Source organism: Pseudoalteromonas sp. CO348 (assembly GCF_004208845.1).
Classification (GTDB): Bacteria; Pseudomonadota; Gammaproteobacteria; order Enterobacterales; family Alteromonadaceae; genus Pseudoalteromonas; species Pseudoalteromonas maricaloris.
In genome coordinates this window covers 21,004-39,594 of sequence record NZ_SGPI01000021.1, presented here as the reverse complement: position 1 = coordinate 39,594, position 18,591 = coordinate 21,004, and the positions used below count along the sequence as shown (strand labels likewise).

Here is an 18,591-nt window from a genome sequence, read left to right as displayed (position 1 = left end):
TGATATCGAGGGCGTTCAGAATTCTGCGTAGCACAAATATTGCTAGTTTGGTTGAGTCCCAGCCCCGACTAGCGAGGCTTTGGATTCAAAATTTATTTAAACCTGAGCTTTCGAAAACTAAACACGGAATAATAGAGCATGAAAAAGCCTATGCTTAAAAGCACCGCCCAATGTTCCCAATTCATCCAACTATGTACGATCTGCTCATACTCTATAATAGTGTACTAGTGTGATTACTAAGGGATATTGACGGTATAAGTACCAAGCGATTTTGACATAATCACACTAATTCACCTTAGGCACGGATTTTCACCTAAGCAGATCACCCAATTGAATTTGGCACCAAGCGACTATTTTCATTGACAAAAAAACAAAACCAGCTTCCGCTGGCTTTGGATTCAAAATTTACCACCAACCAGATAATTCATCACCAATGATTTTCCCTCTTTCTATTGGATCTAAAGCTAGAAACGATTCTTTTTGCTTTTGACTCTTTAGAGAAAAGCGATGCATAGTAAAGCAAAGTACTAAATATGGTATAAAAAATACGAAAGACATACCTAAAAAAAATGTTATTTGTTCTATCATATTTCCCTCTAGACCAAACAATACCAACGGAAGTCCTATGAAACACATAGGCCACATCAAGTGCTTGTATGCAGTTATTGCTGCATACCCAAAAACTTTTCGATTAAATAATGTTTCAGAAAGATAACTTGGATTATTCATTTAACACTTGTTTCCTGCTTGCTTATCGTAATCTGTACCACAATTATTTGTATTAGCTTGTGACTCTTGATTCAAATATTCCATCCCTTTTTGAATAATTGTACCTGAAGGAACTGGACTAGTAATACTATCTGTAACTTTTACAGCTGCACCTGTAGCTAAATCCTGCCCTTTTCTACCTGCTTGAATTGCACCAACAGCAGCTACTTTTGTTACCCCATCTGTAGCGGCGATAACTCGTTCAGTCTTAGAAGTCAATTGTACAGTTTCCTTACCAATCTTTATTGCGCCAGTTACACCACCTTTTACAAGTTGGGTCCCCATTGCTCCAACGGACCCTAATGCAGCAGATGTGGCAACACTCCCATAATCAGCGTTAGATAATGCATCACCTAAGCTAGCTCCATTCTTCATTTGACTATACAACTGCATTCCCAAATCAAGACCACCACCAATAGCGGCACCAACTAAGAAATTCAAAAATTTCCCAGTAGGATCTGTGTGATTGATCGGATCATTCCCCACATAAGCATAAAGATTCATCTGATCTTCATAACCTACAGGATCAGTCTGGAGGAAACGCCCTAGCTTTGGATGATAAATCCGTGCTTTGTAGTAGTATAAATCGAGCTGATCTAAATATACTTGGCCAGTGTAACCAAAGCGGCCAATGTTGTCTTTATCTGGGATCCCATAACTGTCATAGGCGAGGATGTGCTCTTTGTCACCTGTTAAATAGCTGGTGGCGATGATGCTACCTTGGTGGTTTTGGTAGTAGTATTTTCGGTTGCTGATAGCGCCAGAGTCGTAGCGTAACAAAGGTTCGTCAATGCTATCACTATACACGTAGCGGTTGGCGAGGGTGCCATTGGTATTGTATTCCATTGCAAGGTTATCGCCATCGTATACAAATTCGCGTGTGATACCGTTGACGGTATATTGGTAAAGTCGGCCCTTAGGATCATATTTTAAAAGGGCAGTAACATCACCAGTCACTTTTGTTAGGCGGTTTTCGTGGTCATAAGAGTAACTTTTAGCGCCATCACTTTTGAGGTTGCCTTTTTCGTCATAAGTGATTGTTTTTCCGTTAATTCGAGTATACTGATTTAGGCCATTAGCAATATAGTTGCCAGTTAAGTTATCGTTGCCGCTATAGTGGTAGATGTCGTTTGATAAGCTTATAGCCGTGATTTGGTTTGCTTGATTGTGGCTAAAGTTGGTTGCCAAGTCATATGTCTGGCCTTTTAAATCATGAGTTAGTGATTGTAAGCGACCAATGTCATCGAATTGGTAAAGGGTTTCTGTGGTGTTGTAACCTAACCGAGTGGTCTTTGAGCGCAGCCCATTACTGCCATATGTGAGCTGGTACACGGCATTATTCTGTCCTTCTGTCACATTATTTAATCTATCTAAGCCGTCGTATGTACTGGCAAAGGACTCGCCATCGGGGTAGGTGACTGTGATTTGATTGCCATTTTTGTCGTAAGCATACCTAAAGGTACGGGTGTTGCCTGCTAGGTTAGCAGTGGTGCTAACCAGCTCACCAAAACCGTTGTAGCTATTGCTGATCCCTTGTCCTGAAGCTGAGCCAAAGCGAGCATATCGCTCTAAATTTTGATTGTTATAGCCGTAGTAAACGTCGGCTACCGTACCTGATAAGTCTTTCTTTGTGATGCGATTCAAGGCGTCGAAGGTGTAGCTAATAACAGTGCCATCGCGTTGCCTAAGCTTCTTTTTATTGTCGTTGGCATCATACCAGTATTGCTGATAATCGCTGTTACTTGCTGTGCCGCGTTCTGTTTTACTGGGGTAATAAATATGAGTTAATCGACCATAGCCATCATATTGGTAATCAGTTAAATTGCCGTTAGCATCTTTAACCGTATCTTTTAATAAACCTGAGTAAGTATAGCTTTGATAGTCCTGCTGTAATGGGGTCCCATAGGCTTTAATTACACGCAGTGGCTGGTTATGGGTGTTGTATTCATACTTAGTCACTCTGTCCCAAACGCTGTGTTGTGAATTTACGTTATGGTGCCGAGCTATACAGGGGTCTGGCGCCATGGTCGTCGACATATTAACCATTTCGCATTTCAAACGGCCAAACTCATCATAGCTGTACTGAGTAATTTTCTTGATAGTGCCATGACGGTTTCTTTCTACGTTGGCAACGAGCACCTTGTACTTGTCATAGCGATAAGTTTTACTGCGATGTACGCTGAAATCATGCCAATCCTTAGGCTCAATTTGGTAACTAGGCCATGAAGCGAGCTCACCCCATTGCTCTTTTTCTAGTAAGCCTGCTGAATTGTAGCTTTTCCTCATTGCTTGAAAGAGAAGAGAGCCACTGTTATCAGGGTCAGGGTGAACAACTCCTGTGATTTGTCTGGCTATATTGTAGTGATACCCAGTTTTATAAGCTGCGGGGCCCGCATTTACATTGCCATTTAATGTGGTTGCAACAAACAGCACAGCGATAAATATAAATTTATGCATAATCCAAATTCCATTTTGATGTTACTGACAACGAGTCAAGTTTGCTTTGGGTTTGATTTCAGACGTTTTGTTACCGTAGATATCATAATCAAAGCAGGTCCTACGTATTTCTCCTTTACCGGTGTCCGAGACAACAATGCCATGTACGAGCAAGCCATCGGGCTTTGGTTGGGTAGAATATTCAAACATGGTAATCACTTCATCACCCGTTTTAGCACAGCCAAATTGACCGCTGTTACCCGTTTTACAAAAGCTTTCTCGTTGCTTCACCCAAATACCTTGCTCAGGGGAAAGGTGTGGCGGATTTTCATTGACAATATGCGCGTTTATTTGGCCATAATAATAGCGCTGTTCGGCCCGAACGCCATCGATTTCAGGCTTAAGCACTATTGCTATTTTGCCGTTCCTACAATCATAACCATAGTAGGTAACATTGCCATTGCGGTCTTTAATCCAGCTCGGTTTGCCGCGAGTGCTCATGGAGTTGCAATGGTTCTCATAGCCGGCACTATAAAACTGCGTTTCACCTTCTTTATTAGTGCGAGCCGACTTAATAATATTGCCATGGTCGTCATAGGTAAAAGTCTCCGTCATATCGCCATAGCGATAAAGCCCTTGTGAAATAGTACCTGGGCTACCAAAGTTGTACTGGATTGACACAATACGGCCATTATCATCATAGGTACCAGAGATACCTCTTACTTCATCTTGAAAGCCAACCATTTTCGAATGGCTATCATAAACAACTTTTAGAACTGCGCCATTAGAGTCTTTCGACTCGCTGTAGCTACCGCTATATTGGTGTTGCTGAGGGGGGTAATTATAGCGCCACGAAGCACTGCGATACTTGGAAAGATATACCACTCCTAGTTTAAACGTCTGACATTGTCGCTCTGTGCCGTGGAAAGTGCAGTGGTAAGTGTTGGTGTACTGATACTCGCGCTCAGCTTGCCCTTGGCTAGAGCTACTTGAAATTGTAGTTATGCGCAAATGATTACGACCAATTGAGCAAGCCGCGCGACCTTCGCCAGATGAGCAAAAACGCTCATGTTTAAACTTTTTGTAGGCCTGATTGGCGAAAGTAATCGTCGTATCGCCGCCATTAAAAGGATCTACCCAAGAGAAACTAACTTCTGGCCAGTCATTGCTGAAATCACAGTTTGCTGCAAGCGGTGCACAGGCCTCATACTCACTAACAAATGCCTTAATTTGTGTCGGCCTTGTCCATTGGTAATAGGCATATTTATCGCTGTGGTGGCTGGGTACACTACTGCTGTTAAGTTGATACCGATACTGCAATTGGTATCCAGCGCTTGAAGTGACAGACTGAATCCGATGAATGATGTCACCGTCATAATTGGCGTCTTTAAAGTTCACCTTTATGATTAAGCCACTGGGGTACTTTATCTGAGTTGCAACAGCATGCTTGCGATACGTTTCTAATGCCGAACTTGGCGGTTCATAATGATAATGGATGCGTGAATCATAAGTCACTTCGACTCCTTGGCTATTGGTGTATTTCCAAATAAAGTCACTGTGTTTCTCGATGACGCCACCATTACGGCCAACAAAGCGCTGCGTGGTCGATGGTGCTTGAAAACCCGACTCAGACAGGGAGCCAAAAGTTGCGCGGACATCGGGTAGCGGCATATCTGAGTGCCTAACGTAGAGTGCTCCTGAAAAGTTATCGGCAAACAGCTTGAGGTTATTGGAGTAAGAGAGCAGGCGGTGTTCAAGGGCAAATTCGCCACTGCCGATGCTCACACCTTGCTCATTAATTTCAATATTTCCTGTGGTCATATTAACCTGATTACTGTCGGTTAAGCTGTACTCTGGCGGGCCAGGGATCGCCATTTGAATTTGTGCATAAGCTTGGGGGGGCATCAGATAGATACAGCAGAGGCACAGTAAGTATGTGAATAATTTCATGTGTAATCCTTTACAGTTATTGGGTGTATACCGTCACGGTTGCTTGTGATACGCCGCCATTATTATCGGTGATGGTGTAGATAAATCGTTGCTCTGGGTGTTGGAAGCCAACGGCGGTAATTGTTAGCGTATTGTCATCATTTATGGTGACGGAAAGAGTGCCTGAAGCATCGGTTGCACTGACTTGCAGTGTATCACCATCAGGGTCACTATCATTTGCTAGCACATCCAGTGTTTTTGGTGAGTAAAGACCGTTTAGGGTAATGCTATCGTCTTGTGCATTCGGTGGTGAATTGCTGTTATCATCGGCAGCCGTGACTTTTTTACGGTTGCCTGCGGCATCGTATTCATAAGAACGAACACCATTTTTTGTGTCCAGTGTTTTCGTCAGCCTCCCAAGTTCATCGTATTGGTATTCAGTGTTAATGGGCGCAGCGGGCAAAGCCGTTGCACACATACCCACAGCGAGGGTAAATATACATTTCCTTAATTTCATTGCGCTTAACTTCCTAGTTAAAAATGCAACAAAAGCTTAATATAAAAGTTAAGTCTTAAATGTATTAAAGTGTTACTGTGTTATTTTTTTTATGTTTTTTTATGTTTTTTTATGTTTTTTTGCTAGTGCTTAGCTCCAACACAAGAGTGAGGAAGCTAAGCTAATAGCGATAGAAGTGTTCGATTACTTTGTCATTAACTGGCGGATATATTTCACCGGAGCACTGCCAAAGCTTAAGAACTCTTCGTGGAATGTCTTTAAGTCAAATTCCTTTCCAAGCTTTTGTTTTTGCGTTTCACGAAAGTCGTAAATTTCGCGATAACCAGAGTAATAGCTGGTTAATTGTACTTGGCTCAAGGTTGCACGGCGCCATTTACCTTCGGCTTCTGCACGCTCTTGGAAAGCCCCATTCATCAGCAGATCTAAGCCTTCTTCTTTGCTTATTCCTTTTACTTGGATAGCGTAATCTAGGATGGTGTTACAGATCACGCGTAGATTCCACTTGTAGTACATTAACCACATTTCAGGCTCAAAGTTACCATAGCCTTCTTCTAGCATCATGCGCTCAGTGTATACTGCCCAGCCTTCAATCATCGCGCCATTGCTTAAGATACTCTTCACCAAAGACGGGGATTCGTTAGAGTAAACCAACTGAGTGTAATGACCTGGCACGGCTTCGTGAATATTTAGGATCTGCAGGATCCAGTGGTTGTATTCACGTAGATACGATTCAGCTTGCTCGTCGCTCATTGAGTCCAGTGGAGAGACGTTATAATAGGTGTTCTCTTTTTTGTCGTATGGGCCCGGAGCACTGATTGAAGCACCAGCAAAGCCACGCATATATTCAGGCGTCTCGCGAACAACCAACGGCTTTTCTGGGTCTAGCGTGATGAGATCTTTTTCCATCACAAACTTTTCAAGTTCTGGTATTTGCGCCTTGATTTCGCTCACAAAGTTTTCACGTTTTACGTGTTTGACTGAAAGGTGCTTGATAAGCGTGGCAATCGCATCAATGTCAGATTCAGGGCGTGGCTTGTCAGCAAAGTACTTTGGCCAGAGTTGATCAACAATCTTAACCATTTCATTAGTAACACGGGCTTTGTCGGCCATTGCCTTTTCATACATTTGCTTGGCGGTATAGCCAGACTGAATATCAAAGGCAAATTTTTCTTCGTACAGCTTCTCACCAATTCTAAATGAGCGCGCATTGCCGCTATCGCTTAACTCTTTTTCAAGGTTGCTAAGGTAAGATACATATCCATTGATGGCAGATTTCGCGGCAGCGAAGCGCTGTTTGAATAGGGCTTTTTCCTCGGCTGTTAATAATGAAGTCGCGAGTTTATCAAGCAACTCATCGTTTAATACACTAAATGCGCCTTGGTTTTGTGCAATCGCAAGCTGAGTATATTCAAGCGTTGGATTGTTAATATTGTTTTGTGCAGCTTCATAATACGCTGGCACATATTGAAGACGTGCTAAAACGAGCTTGAGCTTTTCGTCATCCGTTTTAAAGCGGCTGTTGAGTATCGTCGCAAAGCCATAAGAAACATTGTAGTTTGACGGATTCCACTGCCAGCTTTTGAAGGTTTCAATATGCCAGATATCGCGTTTTAAGCGATTCTCAATTAAGTGATAATCGATTTTTTGACTATTGCTTAAGTTAGCAAGATCGAACTGTTGTAACTTAGCCAGTTGCGCCTGAGAGAAGGCAACACTTGCATCACGAGTCGCTTGGGTTGGTACAGTGATAATATCGTCGTACTTGCCAAAGCCTGCCCAGAGCGACGCTTCTGGGTACTGTTTCCATAAGTCATTGATAAATTGCTGAGAAAAATCAGCGAATTGTGCATTTTTTGCTACTGTTTGCTGTGAAGCTGAAGGCGTCGTCTCGACAGACGAAGGAGAAAGTGAGCAGCCAGTCAGGCCCATTGCCATGGCTAGCGCCATGCACAAGGCAGTCTTTTTCATTATTGTGTCCTATTTAATGGTTTTCGCTATCATAACAAGATTTTGCTTTATTTGCTTTGTCTGGCTCATCCAACCACACCGCACCGTTAGCCTCTTTAGCAACGATGTCATCGGGGTTGTAGATAGGGCATGATTTCATCGACAAACAGCCACAGCCAATGCAACCATCGACATAGTCTCTTAAGCGCTGCATGTAAGCGATTTTTTCGTCCAGCTTTGCTTGCCAGGCTGTAGAAAGTTTGGCCCAGTCCGCTTTGGTTGGTGTTCTTGAATCGGGTAGGGTATCAAGGGTTTCTTTTATCTCCCCTAGGGTTATCCCCATTTTTTGACCAGCTTTAATAATGGCAATTCGGCGCAACACATCCTTTTTATAACGGCGCTGATTACCGTTATTACGCCAACTACGAATAAGCCCTTTGTTCTCATAGAAATGCAGTGCAGACACCGCAACGTCAGCTCTTTGGGCAACCTTACCGACACTGAGGTTTGGCTCGTCTCTTAATAATTTTTCAGTTTTCATAAATTAGTACTTTACCTTAACTTAAGGTGAGGTTTTAAGGTAGCACCCAATTTATTATTAGTGCAACTGGAATTGAAGATTATGAAAACAGTCGTTATTTACTCAAGCTCAAACCCCAATGGAAATACCTACCAATCTGCAAAGGCACTAGCAGAAGAAAAAAGAGCTGAGCTCATCTATTTAGACCGTTATAAAATTGGTGAGTATTGCTACAAACACTCTCACAGTGATGATGACTTTGTTAACCTTTTTAGATGGGTACTTGGTTTTGAGCACATCATTTTTGCATCCCCCGTTTATTGGTATGCAGTGACACCAAGAATGAAGGCATTTATCGACAGAATAACTGACTTTATGGACATAGAAGCGTTAAAGCCTGAGCTTAGAACGCTACGTGAAAAGCAGTTTTCTATCTTGTCGACCTCATGCCAAGAAAAAGCACCGGCACCATTTACTGAGATGCTGGTGGGGACCTTTGAATATTTGGGTATGAAATTACAAGAGCAGCGTCACGTCCATTATCCTTATGCTGATTAATTGCTGTGGATTTTGTTGGGTGGGGTTGTGTGACGATGGCTTTTAAAGATCGCTGCGTAAAGCAGCTCCTACTCTGAAGTAAAATCAGTTTGGTGGGTGGTTTATCCGCTGAGAAGCTTTGTAACTGGTGTGTATTTAGAGGTGGGAAAGGGCTTTAAAGATCGCTGCATGAAGCAGCTCCTACTCTGGAGTAAAACCAGTCTGATATAACGGTGGTTTACCCGCCGAGCACTTTGTGACTGGCGCGCTAAATCCCTTGCTACCCGACATTTCTCAGCGGAAGTATGCACTTCCGCGTCTGCAAACAGGTGCAAGGTCACACCTTAAATTCATTTACCATTTGTGAGAGTTGTTGTGACATTTCGCTTAATTGCTGGCTCGACGCTTTGGTGTGTTCAGCGCCAAGGGCGGTTTGGTTTGCCACTGTTGCGATACCACTGATGTTGTCAGTCATGTCAATAAGATCTTCGGATTGCTTTTCACTCCAGGTGGCGATATTAACGTTAATATCATGCACCGTTGCGATGGAGAGGTTGATTTGCTCTAGTGCGTGCTTACATTCTTGGCTCACTTTGAGGCTTTGCTCGGATGCTGCACGGCAGCTCTCCATTTCTTCAACGGTTGTGGTGACGCCATTGTGCAGTTTATCAATGATCGCTTGAATATCATCGGTAGATTGTTGCGTACGCTGAGCTAGTGTTCTTACCTCATCGGCCACCACGGCAAAACCGCGACCTTGTTCTCCTGCTCTCGCAGCCTCGATGGCCGCATTCAATGCTAATAAATTAGTTTGATCTGCCACTTTTTTGATGACGTCAAGTACTGCACCAATCTCGGTTGATGAGCGTTGTAGTTCGAGCACAGCTTGTTGCGCTGAGTCGACGCTACGAGAGGCATGCGCTATGACTGCCACATTTTCGTCTACATGCGTCAGCCCTTGGGTCGTCAATGTGGTTGTCTCTGTCACTTTATCAAGCGCACGCTTTGACTCATTATTGACAGCTTGCGCCACTTGATTAAGCGATTGCATGCGGTTTTGCACTGATTCTGTTTCACTGTTTTGTTGTCCAATACCAGCTTGGATCTGCTCGGTAATACAGGATAACTCCTCTGCTTGGGAAGCCAAAGAATGGGTGTTTTCGTTGATATCGTGCAGTACATCACGAAAATGCGAGTTCATTTTATTAAATGCGATAGCCATTTGGGCAAGCTCGTCTTTACCGTGGCTTTTCAGTGCAATGGTGAGGTCTTTTTGCGCTGAAATGAGTCCCATAGTGCGGGTGAGCTTATCCAGTGGCTTGGTAATATTTTTGCTGATCAAGCTCGAGAGGAAAATAAGTAATATCGCATAGCCGAGCGTTTCAGCAGTCATCAACATGAGTCGGTCATAAAACTGTTCTTCAACGTCTTGAAGGTAAATGCCTGTCCCAATTGCCCAGTTATAGTGCCCTAAGTTAACAATATAAGAAAGCTTGCCCTCAAGCTCCTTTGTCCCCGGTTTTGGCCATTCATATCGGGCAAAGCCTTGTTGATTTTGATTAGCAATGACGACGAACTGGCTGAATGCCTCGCGAATAAAGCGTTCATGATGGTGAGTCATTGAGGTGCCATTGAGTAGTGGCTTAATGGGATGTGTTACCATATTCCCGTTTAAGTCAAATAAGAAGAAGTAGCCAGCATCACCATAGCGTGCAGCATCAATGAGTTTTTTTATTTTTTCTTGTCTTTGTTGTGGGGAGAGTGAGGCCTCGGTGGCAACCATATTAAGTTGTGCAACTGTGGTTTCCATTAGGTTTTTTGCATTAATACGTCTTTCTTGCGTTAAGCTGTCTCGTAAAACGAGTGCTGATGAGAGTTGCACAAGGGCAATGATCACGACAGACAAAAGCAGACTAAGTCTGAGTTTATTGGGCACTTTCATTAAACCTAGGAGTTTATTCAGCTGCTTCATGAGTTCCTCTAATAACAAAGAATTAGTTAAAATGACAGCGATGTCAGTTGGCGTGGATCATACTTAGAACGAACCAAAAATAAATAGCATGAACAAGAGGTGAATAAAACATTGGGCCGTGTAGACGGTTATCTAATTGATAGTTAATAAAAATGTTAATATTCACATTTTGTAAATGATTGTGAATGAGAACTATTGTTAATAAGTGCGTTTAAGAGTTTTGTCTTAGGGAAGGGTGGACGTTAGGGATAGATCAAGAAAATTTGATATAGATCATTGCAGATATCGCTTGAATCGAATAGCGACTTTGTTATACTCGCTGCGAATTTTCAGTTTAGACTGAAAGTTCTGAACTAATCAATTCTATCAAGATAAAAACATCAGGATAATCTGTGCCACTGTTAAGCTATGTTCGACATACTGCTACTACTGACGACACAACCTATCAAGGTTGTACGATCACGCGTGCGCAGTTATTCGGTCGTATTTTCAGTGTGCTAAGCGCATTGATGATGTTTAACACGGCATTATTATTCACTGGCATGCTAGGTGATGTAGCTGAATTAGAAGCACTTTTTGCAGATAATTCACTACCTGACTCTGTTTTGGTGATGCTTGGAGAGTTTTGGGCTCAGCCTATCTTATCATTACAATTATTGATAGGTCTTTATTGGTTAGTTTTCCATACTATTTTGCCTACACGCGCTGGCGTTGTCCTGCGTAAAACGGCATTCGCCTCTACTGAGGCTATTCAACCTCAACCGGTGCCTAGCGCACATGGTTGTCGTGCTCCTCCTTTTGGGTACCGCTGTCTGTTTGCGTAATCGCAATATTTGAGTCCAGTGCGTTTGATTTACGCGATTTGGATCTGCAGTCAGCAATTCAGTTTCAATTACATTAATCGGCTACTTACAGTCCTTTTAGGGCGAATTGTAAGCTTAGTAAATGTGATTGTCCGTTTACTGTATCGATTATTTGGTAAATGGTTAGTGACTGGTATCAAAGGAGCTTTTCCCTTCACTAATACATTTTCCCTGATGGATACAGTGCAATTCGAACTTGTGCAGCATAGCTTGCACAAATAGATACTCAGCGCGCTTGATAAATAAGCCGCAGCTTATCGTTGAAGGGTAATCAATTGAATAAACGTAGTGTTGTGAATTATGCGTTCGCTTCATTGGGGCTTATGCTCACCGGCTGTAGTGGTGGCATTTTAGATCCCAAGGGGCAAATTGGCATGGATGAGAAGTCCTTGATCATCATTGCCACTGTACTGATGTTACTCGTTGTAGTACCAGTTATTATTCTTACCTTATATTTTGCGTGGAAGTACCGAGACGGTCGTGACCACGAGATTTATGCACCTAAATGGGCTCACTCTAACAAAATAGAAGCCGTGGTTTGGACCATTCCGATTGTGATTATTATTGTACTTGGGGTGATCACTTGGCGCTCTACACAATCACTTGATCCGTACAAGCCGTTGGAAGGTAAGGGTGAACACCTCACTGTTCAGGTGGTATCGCTAAACTGGAAGTGGTTATTTATCTATCCAGAGCAAGGCATTGCCACAGTGAATGAGCTGGTGTTTCCTGCGAATGTACCAGTGGAGTACAAAATCACTTCCGAAAGCACCATGAACTCTTTCTTTATTCCACAGCTTGGTAGCCAAATCTACTCGATGGCTGGGATGGAAACACAGCTTCACCTGATTGCCAACGAGCCGGGGACGTTCAAAGGCTTTTCTGCTAACTACAGCGGAGCGGGCTTTACGGGAATGAAGTTCGATGCCATTGCGACCAAAGATCAAGCAAGTTTTGATAGCTGGGTTGCCGATGTCAAAGCAAACGGCGAAGCCTTAACCGCAGGTCGTTATACGAAACTGGCTGAGCCTTCGGAATATCACCCCGTTGAATATTTTGGTTCGGTAGAGCAGGGCTTATTCCACACCATAGTTATGAAGTACATGCAGGGCCATGGCGAAATGAGTTATTACGCCAAACCAGAGCATGCTGCGCATCCACATCACGGCAAGGCTGAGGAGTAATTATGTCGTTGTTTGGTAAATTATCCATAGAGGCAATCCCCTATCACGAACCCATCATTATGGTGACGTTAGCTGTGGTGGCGATTGTTGGTCTAATTGTGGCGGTAATGGTCACAAAACACAAAAAATGGGGTGTGCTGTGGCACGATTGGATCACTTCAATCGATCATAAACGCCTAGGCGTGATGTACATTATCTTGGCATTAATTATGTTAATGCGTGGTTTTGCCGACGCCATCATGATGCGCACACAGTTGGCGATGGCCACAAGCGGCGCTGCCGGTTACTTACCTCCTGAGCACTATGACCAGATCTTCACTGCACACGGGGTGATCATGATCATCTTTATGGCGATGCCATTTATGATTGGTTTGATGAATATCATCTTGCCACTGCAAATTGGTGCTAGAGATGTTGCCTTTCCGTTTTTGAATAACCTCAGTTTTTGGCTGACGGCGGGCGGGGCAATTCTGATCAATTTATCCTTGGCATTTGGTGAGTTTGCAAAAACCGGTTGGGTGGCGTATCCGCCATTGTCGGAGTTGTCGTTTAGTCCGGGTGTTGGGGTTGATTACTATATTTGGGCACTGCAAATATCCGGACTTGGGACATTGCTCACCGCCGTGAATTTCTTGGTAACCGTATTTAAGATGCGTGCACCTGGCATGACGCTAATGAAAATGCCTATTTTTACTTGGACTTGTACTTGGGCAAATATTCTAGTTGCGGCATCTTTCCCAATTCTTACTGCGGTGCTAGCGATGCTAACGCTTGACCGTTATATGGACTTCCACTTCTTCACCAATGAAGCCGGTGGTAATGCCATGATGTATATCAATCTGTTCTGGGCATGGGGTCACCCTGAAGTTTATATTTTGATCTTGCCTGCGTTTGGGATTTTCTCAGAAATTATTTCAACCTTTACAGGTAAACGCCTGTTTGGCTATAAGTCGATGGTGTATGCCAGCGGTGCGATTTCTATTTTGGGCTTTATTGTTTGGCTACATCACTTCTTTACTATGGGTTCAAGCGCCAATGTTAATGCTTTCTTTGGGGTCATGACGATGGTCATTGCGGTCCCGACGGGAGTAAAACTCTTTAACTGGTTATTTACCATGTATCGCGGTCGTTTGCGGATCACGGTACCGGTCCTTTGGACGTTAGGGTTTATGGTGACCTTTACCGTTGGTGGGATGACTGGCGTACTGCTTGCAATTCCTGGCGCGGACTATGTGCTGCACAACAGTCTTTTTCTAATTGCACACTTTCATAACACCATTATCGGTGGGGCAGTGTTTGGTTATCTAGCGGGTTTTGCTTACTGGTTCCCTAAAGTAATGGGTTACAAGCTTGATGAGCGTTGGGGTAAAGCCTCATTCTGGTGCTGGCTGGTTGGCTTCTTTGTGGCCTTTATGCCGCTTTATGTGCTTGGCTTCTTAGGCATGACACGTCGCCTTAATCATACCAACACGCCAGAGTGGAACATTTGGCTATACATCGCGTGCATTGGTGCCTTTATCATTATGTTTGGGATAGTTTTCCAAGTGGTACAGCTAGTGGTGAGCTACAAAAATCGCGAGCAATTGCAAGACACCACAGGCGATCCGTGGAATGGGCATACGCTGGAATGGTCTACGGACTCTCCTCCGCAGTACTACAACTTCGCGAAAACCCCTGTAGTTGACGATATTGACGCTTGGACAGAAATGAAAGAGCAGGGACAGGCATATCAAAAGCCTGCACATTATCAGCCTATTCACATGCCAAAAAATACCCCGGCTGGAGTGCTTATCAGCGCGTCATTGACCGTGTTTTGCTTTGCCATGATTTGGCATATTTGGTGGTTAGCGGCGGTGGGTTTTGTCAGCGCTATCGCGGTATTTATTAAGCGTTGTTACACCAGCGACGTTGATTATTATGTTCAGGTTGACGAGATTGAGCAGATTGAGTCTGCCCACCTTTCTCGCGCATTACAGGAGGGTTAATTCATGAGTGCAATTACTCCCGCTACGCTGCACGCGTTAGAAGATGCTCACGAGCATGCAGATCATGACACAGGTTCAAATACCGTATTCGGTTTTTGGCTATATCTGATGACGGACTGTTTGTTGTTTGCTTCTTTCTTTGCCACTTATGCTGTGTTGTACATGAACACGGCAGGTGGCGTGTCTGGCAAAGACATATTTGAACTGGGTTTTGTTGCGGTTGAAACCGCGGCCCTACTGTTAAGTAGTATTACCTTTGGTTTTGCCATGATAGCGGCAAACAAACAGAAAAAGTCGCAAACCTTATCTTGGCTTGCGGTGACATTTGCCTTTGGTGCGGTGTTTATTGGTATGGAAGTATATGAATTCCATCACTTAATAGCACATGGTCATGGACCGCAGCATAGTGCTTTTCTGACTTCTTTCTTCTCATTGGTGGGTCTGCACGGCATGCACGTGACGGCAGGCTTGATTTGGATGACTGTGATGATGATTGAAGTGACACGCCGTGGTCTTAAACCACAAACGGTAACGCGTTTGAGCTGCTTAAGCTTGTTCTGGCACTTTTTAGATATCGTGTGGATCTGTGTATTTACCGTTGTTTATTTAATGGGGGCAATGTAATGAGCCATAGTGGATCTCAAGCGTTATCACAGATGGATGTTCATGAGCATGAACACGACAGCCACGGTAGTGTGAAGTCGTATCTAATTGGTTTTGTGCTATCCGTTATTTTGACAGCCATTCCTTTTGCTGCCGTGATGAGTGGCAGCTTGTCATCTAGCACGACATTTTGGACGTTAGTGACAACCGCGTTAGTGCAAATTTGGGTGCACCTAAAGTACTTTTTACACCTGAATTTTGTTACGGAAGAAGGCAAGGCAAGCACGCTTTCCTTTATCTTTAGTGCGTTGATTATTGTGATGGTAGTGGGGCTGTCGGTCTGGATCATCTACGAATCGAACGCCATGATGATGTATTAACAGGAGAGTAGTCATGCTGCGTCGTTATTTTCAGGTGACAAAACCTGGGATCATTATGGGAAACTTGATTTCAGTCGCAGGAGGCTTTTTATTGGCCTCTCGAGGTGAAGTTGATTGGCTGCTATTTGCCTTGACTCTACTGGGGCTATCTTTAGTCGTTGCGTCAGGTTGTGTAGTTAACAATGTCATCGACAGGGATATCGATGCGGCAATGGCTCGCACTAAAACTCGCGTGACAGTAACTGGGGAAATTTCCTCAGTTGCTGCACTGTCACATAGTCTGGTACTCGGATTATCTGGCTTTGGGCTCTTAGCCTATTTCACCAATTGGATTGCGCTGGGTTTTGCCGCATTTGGGTTTTTTATTTATGTCGGTGTTTACAGCTTATACATGAAACGAAACTCAGTGTATGGCACGGTGGTTGGTAGCCTGTCTGGGGCAGTGCCTCCTGTGGTTGGTTACTGCGCAGTAAGCGGGGCGTTTGACTCTGGCGCTGCCATTTTATTATTGATGTTTTGTCTTTGGCAAATGCCGCACTCTTACGCCATTGCGATTTTCCGTTTTGAAGATTACCGGGCCGCGAATATTCCGGTGTTACCAGTCGCGCAAGGTGTTGAAAAGGCCAAGCATCACATTGTTTTGTATATCGCCATTTATGCACTCGTGGTGATGTTACTACCACTTAGCGGTTATACCGGCATAGCATTTATGGCGGTGGCCTGTACAACCAGTTTTTGGTGGTTATTGATGGCGCTAAAAGGATACCAAAGAGACTTAGATTTACATGGTTGGGCGAGGCAAGTATTTGCATTCTCAATAGTCAATATCACAGTCCTAAGTATCGCGATGGCGATTGATAATCACAGCACAGTTTCTGCGATGCTGTACTGATCGCAGATTATCCCAAAGTAACTAAAATCCAAAGGCCCACGGGGCCTTTTTTCGTTCTTATCTTAGTTTATACCAATTTGACTTAATACTTGCTCAATTTGAAGGAGTAAATCTGACGCTAACAGCGTTAAAAATTCCTCATTTAGAACAACTAAATAGCAAAATTTTTGCCTAGTTATCGACAAGATTTTCTCGCCTCAAAATAGACCACTTAATTAAGCAAGTTGGTATTATTTTACGTCGCTTGCTTTTTACCCATTTTATCTCCATATCCAGCTTATTGAGTAGATGAGAAGATAATAATGGATATAGGGATCACAGAAGTATTGTTGTTATTTACGGCGATTTTTATCGCGTCCTTTTTACTTTTTAAGGTCGTGCTATGGGCCAAAAAAATGCCAAAAGGCGCCTATCTATTTTTGGCTTTAATGCCGCTCATTTCGCTTTTCCCTATTCCACCACCCGTTTTTAAAAATGTCGCGAAAGCCAAACAAGAACAACGTAAAAAAGCCCCCAAATCAGAACCATAATCTCACAGGAAAATAGTTTAATGTCAGCTTCAATATTTATTGTTAATCTTACTTATATTACCGAAATTGAACAGGTAGAGCCGCTGCTCGCTCCTCACATTGCGTTTTTAGATCGCTTCTATGCCAATGGTACCTTTATCGCCTCTGGCAGAAAAATCCCACGAACAGGTGGGGTTATTTTGGCAAAGGCGAGTAGTGAAGCTGAGCTACTTGATATTGTTCGTCAAGATCCCTTTTATGTCGCCGAGGTGGCTCGGTATGACATTATCGAGTTTGTACCAAGCAAGTTTTCATCTTGCTTTACAGAAGTGGAGAAATACCTTAATTCTTGAGTGCTCGCTTGGCCACGTCCGTATCATGACAGGTATAGGCCGTTGAAATAATCCCTTCGCTCAATAGAAACAAGCGCTCGACAGCGGCGTCATCAGCGTCGTTGAGCGCTTGTTTCAGTAACGCTTTTACCGCAAGTTTGTGCCGCTGGCATAGTTGATTTATTGGATTGGTAAGCTCACCAAATTCTGCCGCCGTGTTGATAAAGTAACAACCACGGAAATCTCCCAGCACCGCCACTTTATTATTAATCCACTGATCTAGTGCTGAAATTAGCTGCTCTGTGAGCTGTTCATTCGTTTGAGCATTTTCAAGGCAACGAGATAACCAAGATATAAATAGGTGATGCCGCTGCTCAAGTGTTGCAAGCACCAGTGCCTCTTTACTCTCAAAATGGTTGTACAGGGTTTTTTTAGCAATGCCAGATGACTTTAATACTTCGTTAATGCCAATGGCATGAATGCCATGTTGATAGAACAGTCCCATTGCGCAATCGATCAGTTGTTGTCTTTTTGTACTCATCAGTCAGTCATGTTTATTAGCGTGATTATAGGTTGACAGAAGTAGACCAACTTGTCTACTATTTGCGTGGTAGACAAGCTGGTCTACCTTTTGGAAAGGGAAAGAATACAATGAGAGAAATACAACTTGCTTTAATTGCTGGAGCAGGGGCGTTTATCGCAATTGCAATATTGGCGTTTAGTCAAACGATAAGTGCTGAGCATATTTTTTTAATGGCACCTTTGGGCGCAACGGCAGTGCTGGTATTTGGTGTGCCTGAAAGTCCACTTGCGCAGCCTAAAAATGTCATCTTTGGACATATCATTACCGCTACAATCGGGATTATTTTTGCGCAGTATATCGGTGTTAACGAATTCACTTTGGCATCAGCAACGGGGCTTGGCGTATTTAGTATGTTAGTAACAAAAACTACTCACCCACCGGCTGGCGCGAATCCAATACTGATCATGTTGGCACTAGAGGGATGGAGCTTTTTATTTACGCCTGTGATTATTGGCGCCGTGGTGCTCGTACTGGTTGGTAAAGCAACGTTAGCGGCTAAAACAAAGCTAACTACAGTAACAGCTGCTTGATATGTTGATGTGCAGGCTTTATTCGCCTGCCTTCTCAAATATTGAGTCGCACAATTTGTTAGCTAGGTATTAGATTAGTTCGTTGAAATTAATAAAAAATTAAT

The 18,591-nt window shown here is 43.4% G+C and carries 18 protein-coding genes; 10 read left to right on the top strand and 8 right to left on the bottom strand.

The genetic code is table 11. The features are described from left to right. Positions 1-405: 405 nt before the first annotated feature. The 6 genes from EXT48_RS10450 to soxR all read right to left on the bottom strand — a co-directional run bounded on the left by EXT48_RS10450 (position 406) and on the right by soxR (position 8,138). Positions 406-729, bottom strand: coding sequence for a hypothetical protein (locus EXT48_RS10450; protein WP_045989102.1), 324 nt, complete (start codon positions 727-729; stop codon positions 406-408). Beyond that, positions 730-3,225 carry an RHS repeat domain-containing protein gene (locus EXT48_RS10445; protein ID WP_130164421.1) on the bottom strand — a complete coding sequence of 832 codons (2,496 nt, stop codon included), beginning with the start codon at positions 3,223-3,225 and terminating at the stop codon, positions 730-732. A 21-nt stretch (positions 3,226-3,246) separates the two neighbouring features. Further along, positions 3,247-5,154, bottom strand: coding sequence for a hypothetical protein (locus EXT48_RS10440; protein WP_130164420.1), 1,908 nt, complete (start codon positions 5,152-5,154; stop codon positions 3,247-3,249). 16 nt (positions 5,155-5,170) lie between these two features. Next, positions 5,171-5,650 (bottom strand): Ig-like domain-containing protein, encoded by a 480-nt coding sequence (locus EXT48_RS10435; protein WP_130164419.1) that lies wholly within the window; start codon positions 5,648-5,650, stop codon positions 5,171-5,173. 183 nt (positions 5,651-5,833) lie between these two features. Beyond that, a complete protein-coding gene (locus EXT48_RS10430; protein ID WP_130164418.1) occupies positions 5,834-7,618 on the bottom strand; it encodes a DUF885 domain-containing protein in 1,785 nt (594 codons plus the stop codon). Between the two features lie 13 nt (positions 7,619-7,631). Next, a complete protein-coding gene (soxR, locus tag EXT48_RS10425) occupies positions 7,632-8,138 on the bottom strand; it encodes a redox-sensitive transcriptional activator SoxR (RefSeq protein ID WP_010375466.1) in 507 nt (168 codons plus the stop codon). 81 nt (positions 8,139-8,219) lie between these two features. On the opposite strand from soxR, the gene EXT48_RS10420 reads away from it, so the two are divergent. Next, positions 8,220-8,675 carry a flavodoxin family protein gene (locus EXT48_RS10420; RefSeq protein WP_010375468.1) on the top strand — a complete coding sequence of 152 codons (456 nt, stop codon included), beginning with the start codon at positions 8,220-8,222 and terminating at the stop codon, positions 8,673-8,675. A 316-nt stretch (positions 8,676-8,991) separates the two neighbouring features. On the opposite strand, the gene EXT48_RS10415 is transcribed toward EXT48_RS10420, so the two are convergent. Continuing rightward, positions 8,992-10,626, bottom strand: a complete 1,635-nt coding sequence (locus EXT48_RS10415; RefSeq protein ID WP_130164417.1) for a methyl-accepting chemotaxis protein — start codon at positions 10,624-10,626, stop codon at positions 8,992-8,994. Between the two features lie 392 nt (positions 10,627-11,018). On the opposite strand from EXT48_RS10415, the gene EXT48_RS10410 reads away from it, so the two are divergent. From EXT48_RS10410 to EXT48_RS10375, 8 genes are all read left to right on the top strand, one after another. Beyond that, complete coding sequence (locus EXT48_RS10410) at positions 11,019-11,450, top strand: hypothetical protein (protein WP_069019791.1); 432 nt, start codon at positions 11,019-11,021, stop codon at positions 11,448-11,450. A gap of 314 nt (positions 11,451-11,764) precedes the next feature. Further along, positions 11,765-12,673, top strand: a complete 909-nt coding sequence (gene cyoA / locus EXT48_RS10405; protein ID WP_130164416.1) for a ubiquinol oxidase subunit II — start codon at positions 11,765-11,767, stop codon at positions 12,671-12,673. A gap of 2 nt (positions 12,674-12,675) precedes the next feature. Next, the gene (gene cyoB / locus EXT48_RS10400) at positions 12,676-14,658 is read left to right on the top strand and encodes a cytochrome o ubiquinol oxidase subunit I (protein ID WP_130164415.1); all 1,983 of its coding nucleotides are present in this window, start codon (positions 12,676-12,678) and stop codon (positions 14,656-14,658) included. Positions 14,659-14,661: 3 nt separating this feature from the next. Continuing rightward, positions 14,662-15,282: a cytochrome o ubiquinol oxidase subunit III gene (cyoC, locus tag EXT48_RS10395; protein WP_130164414.1), complete on the top strand. Its 621-nt coding sequence runs from the start codon at positions 14,662-14,664 to the stop codon at positions 15,280-15,282. Then, the gene (cyoD, locus tag EXT48_RS10390; RefSeq protein ID WP_130164413.1) at positions 15,282-15,641 is read left to right on the top strand and encodes a cytochrome o ubiquinol oxidase subunit IV; all 360 of its coding nucleotides are present in this window, start codon (positions 15,282-15,284) and stop codon (positions 15,639-15,641) included. The genes cyoC and cyoD overlap by 1 nt, the downstream gene beginning before the upstream one ends. 13 nt (positions 15,642-15,654) lie before the next feature. Then, the gene (gene cyoE / locus EXT48_RS10385) at positions 15,655-16,533 is read left to right on the top strand and encodes a heme o synthase (protein ID WP_130164412.1); all 879 of its coding nucleotides are present in this window, start codon (positions 15,655-15,657) and stop codon (positions 16,531-16,533) included. A gap of 302 nt (positions 16,534-16,835) precedes the next feature. Continuing rightward, positions 16,836-17,063, top strand: coding sequence for a hypothetical protein (locus EXT48_RS10380; RefSeq protein WP_017218863.1), 228 nt, complete (start codon positions 16,836-16,838; stop codon positions 17,061-17,063). Positions 17,064-17,083: 20 nt separating this feature from the next. Beyond that, positions 17,084-17,395 (top strand): YciI family protein, encoded by a 312-nt coding sequence (locus tag EXT48_RS10375; protein ID WP_128727789.1) that lies wholly within the window; start codon positions 17,084-17,086, stop codon positions 17,393-17,395. Here EXT48_RS10375 and EXT48_RS10370 read toward each other — a convergent pair. After that, positions 17,385-17,915 carry a TetR/AcrR family transcriptional regulator gene (locus EXT48_RS10370; RefSeq protein ID WP_130164411.1) on the bottom strand — a complete coding sequence of 177 codons (531 nt, stop codon included), beginning with the start codon at positions 17,913-17,915 and terminating at the stop codon, positions 17,385-17,387. The genes EXT48_RS10375 and EXT48_RS10370 overlap by 11 nt on opposite strands. A 110-nt stretch (positions 17,916-18,025) precedes the next feature. On the opposite strand from EXT48_RS10370, the gene EXT48_RS10365 reads away from it, so the two are divergent. Beyond that, the gene (locus EXT48_RS10365) at positions 18,026-18,487 is read left to right on the top strand and encodes an HPP family protein (protein WP_130164410.1); all 462 of its coding nucleotides are present in this window, start codon (positions 18,026-18,028) and stop codon (positions 18,485-18,487) included. Positions 18,488-18,591: the final 104 nt, after the last annotated feature.